A 1,949-nucleotide genomic window follows, 5' to 3' on the forward strand; every position below is an offset into this window, starting at 1 on the left:
TTCAAATAAAAAGAATAAAATACGAGGGCTAACAACATGCAATAATGCATGGCCACCATTAAAGCTGGCCACAGCATCATGCAAACACCGTTAGCCACAATAACCGAAAATCCTGCAACATAACAACAATGCGAAAAAGGAAAATTATAGAGAAATTAAAAGAATCGTTTGGACAGTTTAAAGAAGATGATTTCCGATTCGATTTGATTGAGAAATATTTCTTAAACAAAGATAATTCCGATTCATTTCAAGTACTTTCTGACAAAACCTGTAATGACTTGGATTTTGAAGAATTGTTCATGTTTCTGGACCGGACAACATCAAAAGTTGGGCAACAATGTTTGTACAATAATTTGCGTGCTATTCCAAATAATATCAGCAACAAAGACAAAAAAGAAGAGCTGATTCAAAAATTAACAGCTGATATTGATTTCAGAATTAATACTCAGCTGCAACTTGAAAAACTAAATAAAGCTGATGTATTTTATATTTCATCTTTATTTCAAGAAGAACACCAGGAACCGCCGAAATGGTTTTTTGTTATTCGGATGTTGTCATTTACAAGTTTGTTGTCACTAATAATGATTCCATTTAATCCACAGATGTTTTTCGTTTTTCTATGTGCTTTTATGGTTAACATCGGAATTCATTATTGGAACAAAAAACATTTGTACAAATATCTTGGTTCAATTCCACAGCTCTTAAGATTAAATAACATTGCAAATAATCTATTCAAAGAACATGCATTTAAAGAACTTGACTCTGGATTGCCAAATTCTATCCGAATAATTAATCAAGTACGTAATAGAATGTCATTCTTTCGATTAGAAGCGAGTCTGCAAAGTGAATCAGAAGCAATTTTTTGGGGAATTTTAGAACTCTTTAAAATTGCATTTCTTTTAGAGCCATTATTACTATTCGGAGTATTAAAGCGACTTGATACAAAGAGAAAAGAAATCGAAAATGTTTTCAGTTTTGTTGGCGAAATTGACGTTTTAGTTTCAATTGCTTCTCTAAGAAATGGATTAGATAATTATTGTCTTCCAGAAATTAGTAAATCAAAACTTTCAGCAAAAAGTGTTTATCATCCTTTAATACCTGACTGTATTACAAATACTATTGAGATTTCGGACAAATCGATTTTGTTGACAGGTTCAAATATGTCTGGAAAAACATCATTCATTCGGACAATTGGATTAAATATGATTACAGGCTTAACAATAAACACTTGTTTTGCCAAACTTATGTCAATTCCAAAGTTGCGGATTTATTCAGCCATCAGGATTAGTGATGATTTAATGAACGATAAAAGCTATTATTTCGAGGAAGTATTGACTATTAAGGAAATGATTGAAAAAAGTTCAAATGGAAAACCAAACCTATTTTTATTAGACGAGATTTTTAAGGGAACTAACACAATAGAAAGAATTTCGGCTGGAAAAGCAGTTCTTTCAACACTTTCGAAAAATAATAATATTGTATTTGTTTCAACTCATGACATTGAATTGACTGATATGTTATCAGACGAATATGAACTATATCATTTCAGCGAGATTGTGAAGGACAATAACGTGGATTTTGATTATAAATTAAAAGAAGGTAAACTTAAAAACAGAAATGCAATTCGGATTCTTCAAATTAACGATTATCCAAACGATTTGATAAATGAAGCGATTGAAATTTCAAAAAAAATGGATGAAATTACTGTGGCTAACAATGTATATACAGTATATCCGAACGAAAAATAAATAATTCATAATAAACATATATACAGTATTTTACAAAGGTTTTTAAGTGGTCTTTAAAAATTGCCTATCATACATTTTACTATACTTTTTGACGCAAAATAACGGAGAAAAAAGAAATTAAAATTTTTTGATTTTTTTTCAATTCAGCCTTTTTTGCGTTCCGTTTTTATTTCAATTGCATTCAATTCGGTTTTTTCTGCT

General features: G+C 30.0%; 1 protein-coding gene. It reads left to right on the plus strand.

Annotation, left to right across the window (positions count from 1 at the left end; translation table 11 throughout):
* Positions 1 to 128 precede the first annotated feature (128 nt).
* The gene (locus tag J1N10_RS20770; protein WP_262328650.1) at positions 129 to 1,748 is read left to right on the plus strand and encodes a MutS-related protein; all 1,620 of its coding nucleotides are present in this window, start codon (positions 129 to 131) and stop codon (positions 1,746 to 1,748) included.
* Positions 1,749 to 1,949 lie beyond the last annotated feature (201 nt).

Source organism: Carboxylicivirga litoralis, from assembly GCF_025499605.1.
Lineage (GTDB): Bacteria > Bacteroidota > Bacteroidia > Bacteroidales > Marinilabiliaceae > Carboxylicivirga > Carboxylicivirga litoralis.

Excerpts from the sequence above, each read along its gene's own strand:
- J1N10_RS20770 (WP_262328650.1), top strand. The coding sequence starts at position 129 with ATGCGAAAAAGGAAAATTATAGAGAAATTAAAAGAATCGTTTGGACAG.